9 protein-coding genes and 1 pseudogene are annotated in these 7,249 nt (G+C 62.3%); 3 read left to right on the top strand and 7 right to left on the bottom strand.

What is annotated here, in order from left to right; all coding sequences use genetic code 11:
• The 3 genes and pseudogenes from P0D89_RS40235 to P0D89_RS40225 form a co-directional block, all read left to right on the top strand.
• Positions 1 to 103, top strand: a pseudogene (locus tag P0D89_RS40235) (beta-ketoacyl-ACP reductase); the annotation flags it as partial.
• Positions 104 to 227: 124 nt separating this feature from the next.
• Positions 228 to 485 carry a hypothetical protein gene (locus tag P0D89_RS40230; protein ID WP_408366884.1) on the top strand — a complete coding sequence of 86 codons (258 nt, stop codon included), beginning with the start codon at positions 228 to 230 and terminating at the stop codon, positions 483 to 485.
• Positions 486 to 795: 310 nt separating this feature from the next.
• Positions 796 to 1,065 (top strand): hypothetical protein, encoded by a 270-nt coding sequence (locus P0D89_RS40225; protein WP_408366886.1) that lies wholly within the window; start codon positions 796 to 798, stop codon positions 1,063 to 1,065.
• A 209-nt stretch (positions 1,066 to 1,274) separates the two neighbouring features.
• Here P0D89_RS40225 and P0D89_RS40220 read toward each other — a convergent pair whose 3' ends face one another.
• From P0D89_RS40220 to P0D89_RS40190, 7 genes are all read right to left on the bottom strand, one after another.
• Positions 1,275 to 1,640, bottom strand: a complete 366-nt coding sequence (locus P0D89_RS40220) for a transposase (protein WP_408378319.1) — start codon at positions 1,638 to 1,640, stop codon at positions 1,275 to 1,277.
• 163 nt (positions 1,641 to 1,803) lie between these two features.
• Positions 1,804 to 3,048, bottom strand: a complete 1,245-nt coding sequence (locus P0D89_RS40215) for a D-amino acid dehydrogenase (protein WP_408378322.1) — start codon at positions 3,046 to 3,048, stop codon at positions 1,804 to 1,806.
• 33 nt (positions 3,049 to 3,081) lie between these two features.
• Positions 3,082 to 3,333, bottom strand: a complete 252-nt coding sequence (locus tag P0D89_RS40210; RefSeq protein WP_408366933.1) for a hypothetical protein — start codon at positions 3,331 to 3,333, stop codon at positions 3,082 to 3,084.
• Positions 3,324 to 4,169 (bottom strand): urea carboxylase-associated family protein, encoded by an 846-nt coding sequence (locus tag P0D89_RS40205; RefSeq protein WP_408366890.1) that lies wholly within the window; start codon positions 4,167 to 4,169, stop codon positions 3,324 to 3,326. The genes P0D89_RS40210 and P0D89_RS40205 overlap by 10 nt, the downstream gene beginning before the upstream one ends.
• A gap of 19 nt (positions 4,170 to 4,188) precedes the next feature.
• A complete protein-coding gene (locus tag P0D89_RS40200) occupies positions 4,189 to 4,662 on the bottom strand; it encodes a ferritin-like domain-containing protein (protein ID WP_408366892.1) in 474 nt (157 codons plus the stop codon).
• Between the two features lie 57 nt (positions 4,663 to 4,719).
• The gene (locus P0D89_RS40195; RefSeq protein ID WP_408366894.1) at positions 4,720 to 5,451 is read right to left on the bottom strand and encodes an ABC transporter ATP-binding protein; all 732 of its coding nucleotides are present in this window, start codon (positions 5,449 to 5,451) and stop codon (positions 4,720 to 4,722) included.
• Positions 5,439 to 7,247: a branched-chain amino acid ABC transporter ATP-binding protein/permease gene (locus P0D89_RS40190; RefSeq protein ID WP_408366896.1), complete on the bottom strand. Its 1,809-nt coding sequence runs from the start codon at positions 7,245 to 7,247 to the stop codon at positions 5,439 to 5,441. Before P0D89_RS40190 ends, P0D89_RS40195 begins: the two co-directional genes overlap by 13 nt.
• Between the last annotated feature and the right edge of the window lie 2 nt (positions 7,248 to 7,249).

The following is a 7,249-nucleotide window of genomic DNA, read 5'->3' as shown; positions in this document are numbered from 1 at the left end:
AGCTACCGAAATTGCCTCGATTGTTTCGTGGCTTGCCAGCGACGAAGCGGGCTTCGCCACAGGGGCTGACTTTTCGCTGAACGGTGGCCTGCACATGGGCTAGGAAGGGCGGCCGGGAGCCAGCGACTGGACCACCAAGGGCACTGGCGCCAGAATCAAGGCGCCACGTGCGTGGCCCACGGGTAACGGTTACGGCTTGTCAGGAGGCTGTGAAAAGGTGGTGCGATATGCATCGGGAATACGGTTATAAGGGCTTCCACATTGAGGTCGACACGGAACCCATCGGCAGGCTTTCCAACGAAAAGGTCGTTTTCATGGCCGCAGGATACGTTGCAGTTGTGCGTATTTCGACGGACGCAAGTCCTGCGACGATTCATTCGTTGCGCTTTGGCAGGGACGATGGCAGCCCGTTCCCTACCGAAGCAGAGACCCTGATGAGTGGCTACAGTGCAGCGCAGCGCCTCATTGACGGTTGGCAAACGTGAGCGAACCGCGGGCGCCCCCGAACGCCTGCTCTGGTCGCCTCATGCTGAAATGCTCGTCACCGGGTTGTCACCGGGTGACACCAGTTGTATCAAAATGCTCGAGCCCGAGCATTCGCAGAACGGCCGATGCCGTGCGCTCGGTGAAATGCTCTATATTTACTCGGAGTTCCCTCCAGGGACCGACACGGCGGATAAACCCTGGTGGCCGGCCGCTCGGTCCAACCCGACGCCATATCGAAGCGAGCAGACGAAGGAGGCATGACGAGCCAACTGATCGCCGTTTCAACCGAACACACAAAGGAGCGTGAAAATGGTCAAAGCCAGAAGCGGAATCTGGAGGCGGTCGAGCGCGATGTTCGCCGCAGCCGGACTCCTGGTGCTATCGGGCTCAGCATTCGCCACCAACCAGTCGCAACAGCGGCAAGCCGGCAGGAACGTCAACCAGAGCGCCAAACATGAGGCGCGCTCGAACAAGGTCGACTGCCGGGCCGCAAACGAAAAGAGCAACTCCCAGTGTCGGCAGGACAAGCGCGACACGAAGCAAGGTGGCCGCCAGGCAAAGCGGGACATCAAGTACTGATGGAACCCGTCCCGCAGCAGGTCGCGGTCCCTGAAGGCGACTTGGTAGGCTGCCCCCGCGAATTCGCGGGGGCGGTTGGTATGTCGGCTGATGGATGAAGTGGCAAAGCGCAGGCGAAAGCATCTTTTGTTACGGGAAGCCTGACTAAGCGCTTGCGCTGCTGCTGGGCTTTGTTCGGAAGGGTCCGAGTTTCCGTGCTGCGGACGCGACTATGCATTTTTAACGGAAACCGGTTTGGCAAAGGCGTTCCACAGGTTAATGATGTTGGCGATGATCACGCCCTCGTGCTGTTGTGATTCGGTTTTTCGCGTCAGCAAACGCGTTCCGATGCATCGCTTGATGCGCGAAACCTGGGCTTCGACTCGCGCGCGCAAACCGTAGCCGTATTTGTTGTGGAACGCATAGATGCCTGTGTCGTGGATGTGTCTGACAAGTTGATCATGCCAACGGGTCCGCTCATCGCCATGCACGACGGCGTGAGCCGGCGGGGGAATCACCGGTGTCACGCCCGCGCGTGAGAGCGCTTCGGAACGCTCGATGCTGTAGTACGCACCATCGGCAATCACCTGGTCCACCGGCAAATCCCCGGGTAGCCAGTTTCTGTCCGGCTTTGTATGTATGGCGTTATCTCAACCGGCTTTACGATTTCCAGTTTCTCCCCCAGCCGACACCACTTCGCAACACCCCTTCCGAACAATGCCCTGGCGCACGACGTTTTGACTGCAAAACGCGTCGCTATCAGTCGCAAAGCAGCCCCACCATCGGAATCGCCGGTGTTCGTCCCGCGATCAGGTCGGCCGTGATTCGAGCCGATCCGTGTGACATGGTCCAGCCGATATGACCGTGACCGGTATTCAGAAAAAGATTGCGATACTTCTTGCGCCCAAAAAATGGCAAGTTCGTCGGCGTCATCGGCCTGAGCCCGGCCCACATGTCGGCGCGATCGTAGTTGGCGCCGGCAGGGTAGAGTTCCTGTGTCACGCTCTTCATAAACGCAAAATCAGAAGGCTTGTGGCTCGTGTCGTAGCCAGCAAACTCCGCCGTCGCGGTGACCCGGATCCGGTCGCCGAAGCGTGAGATTGCCACCAGGTTGTGCTCGTCGACCGCTGCAACGGTGGGCGGCAATGGCCGGCCGTCGATCGGAATCGTGAGGGCGTATCCCTTGATCGGATAGATCGGAAGATCGATGCCGATCTGTCGGACAAGAACCGGACTGTAGGGGCCAAGGGCGAGCACATACGCGTCGCCTTTTACAAGGCCTCGACTCGTTCTTATGCCCACCACGTCCTGCCCGGCGGTTTCGAAGCCGTCGATAGTGGTGTCCGACAGAAGCGTACCGCCACGCGCGCCAATCTTTTCCGCAAGGGCGCGGGTGAACTTCGCAGGGTCGCCGGTCTCATCGGTCGGGCAATGAATGGCGCCCGCTATCCTGTCTTTTGCCGAAGCCAGCGACGGGTCGAGTGCGACGACCTGATCGCGGCTGAGAACCCTGATGATTTGCCCATCGGATTCCAGCAGTTTCATGTGTTCGACTCCGCGGTCCAACGCTTCCTGGGTTCGATGGAAATACAGAATTCCGCGGTCATTTCGATCGTATTCAATGGCGTCCTCAGCGATCACATCCTGCAGCACGCGTTGCGAGTACGCGGCAAGCCGATGCTTGAGCAGGGTATTGCGGCGCGCCTTCTCTGATGTGCATTCCATCAGGAAGCGCCACGACCAGCTGTAAAGCCTGGGATCCGCCGAGAACTTGAAGCGCAACGCCTGATCCTTCAGCACCAGCGATTTGAGCAGAATCATTGGCGCCTTGGGCGAGGACCAGACAAAGGAATGCCCGGGCGCGATCATGCCCGCGTTACCCCAACTGGTTTCCGCTGCGACTAAAGGCTGTCGCTCGACGATCACGACCTCATGGCCATCCTTCTGTAACTGGTACGCGGTTGTCACACCGACTACCCCGCCACCGAGTACGATAACTTTCATGATGTCCTCAGATGCAAGGGGAGCGGCGGCCATTCACGGCAGCGCGGTGTCGCGCCGGCTTTTGTGCTGCGCCACCATCGATTCCTGCCGGGCAGGAGGCACCGCGAACACATCGGGCAGATCCGCGATGCCGGCACCGTTGGCCGCCGACGTGAAGCAGACAGACACCAGATGACCTTCGCGCAGTGCACGCTCGAAGGACTCGTGCAACTGCTCCAGGCGGATGGCCTCGCCTTGCTCCTGGCGGAGTTCCATCAGGGCGGGCTGCAGCAGCCTTACTTCCATTGCGGCTGATTCAGCACCATTCCGTGCTGCCCCTTGTAGGCAGCCACAGCCGGCGGCGTCCACCCGTCCAGCATCTGTGGCGCGAGTTGCCAGATCTCGATGCCAAGCGGCCGGCACACTTCCAGCGGATCGCGCGCGTCGGGTCCCCACATCGGCACTGACAGATCGCCGCCCGGACAGGTCGACAGTGCGCAGAGCAAATCGATCTCCGCGAAGAATTCGAGGTAATCGCCTTTCTTTGCCGGACACGCCTTCATGAAGTATTTGTCTTCGAGATTCAGGCCGGTGCACTGGAACACGTTGAGCACGTCGTGGACGTCGTACTCAGTCAATCCATACGGAGCGATGGCGCGCGTCAGGTTGGAGTGGCAGTGGAAATGAAAATCCTCGCCGGTCAGCATGCGGTTCACATAGGGGTCGCAGCGCGTGCCGAGCAGATCGTGGACACGGCCGCCGTGCTCGTCGACGCCGTAGCTTGCGAGACTGTCATCCGTGATGGTCACCATCGGACGCAGGAAGGGCAGAGTCGACCACAGACGGTCGAACGTGCTCACGTGCGCCTGCTGCAACTGGCGCGTGCGCGATGCCCACATGCGCTCGCGCGGGTCGTGCCGGTTCCACATGTTCAGGTCGGCAACCTGCGGGCCTTCGATCGTGACAATGCGAAACACGTGGCCGGCCGGCACGGTCCACGCCTGCCCCGAGCGGATCGGCACGACGATCGATTCGACCAGCGTGCGGGTATCGTGCTGTGAGGCGATGCGCTGATAGAACGTCTTGTCGACGTCGAGCGCCGAGCCTTTGGTGGACTGATAGGCAGCAGGGTAATTCAGCATGATGCATTCTCCCTTGAACTCAGGCCGGCGCCGTGCCGCGATCAGGCGGCGTCGTCATCGCTCCGGGGCGACGCAGCATCTTGTCCACCTCGCCGGCGTGCAGTTCTTCGACGTGGATCATCTGCCGCGCGTATTCTTCCAGCGCGACTGAACGGTCTTCCGTCAGCGCGAGGAGATCCCGATACAGGTCAAGCGCGACTTTCTCGGCTTCGAGCGATTCACGCAGAATAGAGGCAATGTCGAAGACATGCGAGTCGAGAAGCGGACCGATCGCCAGAGACGGGTAGGCACCCAGGGTGGTGATCCATTCGCCGGCCTGCTGAGCGTGCACGAGCGATTCGTCGGCCTGTTGCCGCAGCCACGCCACAATGGGGATGCGGCCAAATCCAAATACCAGGAATGAGTAATGAGTATAACGAACGACCCCAGCCAGTTCAGATTCCAGAATCCGGTTGAGGACTTCAACGACCTTTTCCTTCTCGATCTCTGACATGTTTGCCTCCATTGTGTCTGACGTGTTTCAGCCGATGTCAATTGCTCAGTTGGCGGGTTACTCTGCCGCGATAGCACTGCCGCCCAGATAGGCAGCGCGGACCCGGCTATCCTGAGCCAACTCGCGGGCGGACCCCGCCAGCGCAATGCGCCCGCTTTCCAGCACGTAGGCCCGATGAGCGATTCGCAGCGCCTGGCGGGCGTTCTGCTCGACGAGGAGAATCGAGGTGCCTTCGCTGCAGATGTCGGCGATCATGCCGAAGATCGCCCGGACCAGCTTCGGCGCGAGTCCCATCGAGGGTTCGTCCAATACCACGATACGCGGGCGCAGCATCAGGGCGCGGGCAATCGCCAGCATCTGCTGTTCGCCGCCGCTGAGCGTGCCTGCCAACTGGCTGCGTCGCTCGCCGAGCCGGGGGAAAGTCGCATAGAGCTGATCCCGTCGCTGTTGCAATGCCGCACTGTCACGCCGGATCAGATAGCCGCCGAGATGCAGATTTTCCTCCACCGTCAGCGCCCCGAAAATGCGTCGCCCCTCTGGCACATGACCCAGACCCAGCGCCACGATCTGGTGTGCGCGCAGTCCCATCAGACGCTGGCCATCCATTGCAATGTCGCCCGCGCGCGGCCGGATCAATCCGGAAATCGCCCGCAGGGTGGTCGTTTTTCCCGCGCCGTTGCTGCCTAGCAACGCGACGATCTCGCCCTGTGCGACGTCCAGCGAGATGCCGTGCAGCACTTCGACATTCCCATAGCTCACACGCAGATCGCGGATTTCTAGGAGTCCCACAGCGATTTCTCCCCGGCAGTATCGTCGTTCGCCTCATCTTTTTCGGCTGTGCCGAGATAGGCATCGATCACACGGGGGTCCGCCTGGATCGCGGCGGGCTGGCCCTCGGCGATGATGACGCCGTGATCCATCACAATGATCCGGTCCGATACGCCCATCACCAGCATCATGTCGTGCTCGATCAGCAGCACCGTCACGCCATGATCGCGGATACGCCGGATCAGTTCCATCAGCGCGCGTTTCTCGGTCGGGTTCATGCCCGCAGCCGGCTCGTCGAGCAGCAGGAGGCGAGGGCTGCTGGCGAGCGCACGGGCAATCTCCAGCCTGCGTTGGTCGCCGTAGGGCAGATCGGCGGCGCGCTCGCCCGCCCGGCCCGCAAGACCGACGAAGGCGAGCCAGCGCAGGCCCTCAGTGGAATGATCCGCCGCCTCGGCACGCGAGGACGGCAACGCCAGAAGCTCGGCTGCGAGCGGTGTCCGAAGCCGATGATCCATGCCGGTCAGGACGTTTTCGAAAGCCGTCATGTGGCCGAACAGGCGGATGCCCTGGAAGGTGCGCGCCATGCCTTGATGGACGATGCGATGAGGCGCCCCGCCGGCAAGCCGTTCCCCGCACCAGACGATCTGGCCGCCAGTCGGGCGGATCACGCCGGTCAGGCAGTTGAACACGGTTGTCTTGCCGGCGCCGTTCGGACCGATCAGGCTCACGATCTCGCCGCTCTGCACCATGAAGCTGACACCGCCGACCGCCAGCACGCCACCGAAGCGGCGCTGCATGTCGCGCACCGCCAGCAGGATTTCGCCGGTGACGGCGTGGCTGGGCACAGGGGCCTGATCGGCGTCAGCGCCCTTGCGCGGCGGCGCGACGCGGCGCAAAGGTGCTGGCCACAACCCCTGCGGCCTTAGCAGCATCAGGATCACGAGCCCGATCGCGAAAGCGAAGATGCGCCAGAGGTTGAGAAAACGCAGCATCTCCGGCAGGCCGGCGACGATGATGGCGCCGAGGATCACACCGGGAATGCTGCCCCGGCCGCCGAGCACGACGACGATCAGGATCGTGACGGACTGCAGATAGGTGAAGCCGGTCGGATCGATGGTGCCGAAGCGGGCGGCGAACAGGCTGCCGCCCAGCCCGCCGATCAGCGCGCCCATCACATAGGCAAGCAGCTTGACGCGCAGCGTCGGCACGCCGACGGCCTCGGCGGCTGCCTCGTCCTCGCGGATGCTGGTCCAGGCGCGGCCCAGCCGCGACCGCCCGAGCCGGATGGCGAACACGAGCACCACCACGAGGAACGCCATGCCCAGTTCGTAGAGCGCGAGCGGCGAACTGATCTCGAAACCGAACAGGCTGGGGCTTGCGATGCCGAAGATGCCGTTCGGGCCGCCCGTGATGTCGAGATTGGTGGCGACGATACGCGTGATTTCGCCGAACCCCAGCGTGACGATCGCCAGATAGTCGCTGCGCAGGCGCAGGGTGGGATAGCCGATGACGATGCCAGATACCCCGGCGAACGCGAGACTGAACGGCAGCGTTTCCCAGAACGAGAAGTGCAGCAGGGTTTCCAGCAGCGCAGTCGTGTACGCGCCGATCGCGAAGAAGGCCGCGTAGCCCAGATCGAGCAGTCCGGCATAGCCGACCACGATGTTCAGCCCGAGACCCAGGATCGAATAGGTGACGATGGTCAGGCCGACATCGACGACATAGTTGCTGGCGACGGCGGGTAGCGCCACGGCGGCGGCCAGCAGCGCGCCGCCGACAGGCTTGGCCCAACGCGCGGAAGCCTGAGTGGCGCTCATGG

The sequence above is a fragment of the Paraburkholderia sp. RL18-085-BIA-A genome (assembly GCF_046027075.1).
Taxonomy (GTDB): domain Bacteria; phylum Pseudomonadota; class Gammaproteobacteria; order Burkholderiales; family Burkholderiaceae; genus Paraburkholderia.
The sequence above is the reverse complement of the archived record's forward strand: the minus strand, read 5'-3'. Positions and strand labels throughout refer to the sequence as shown.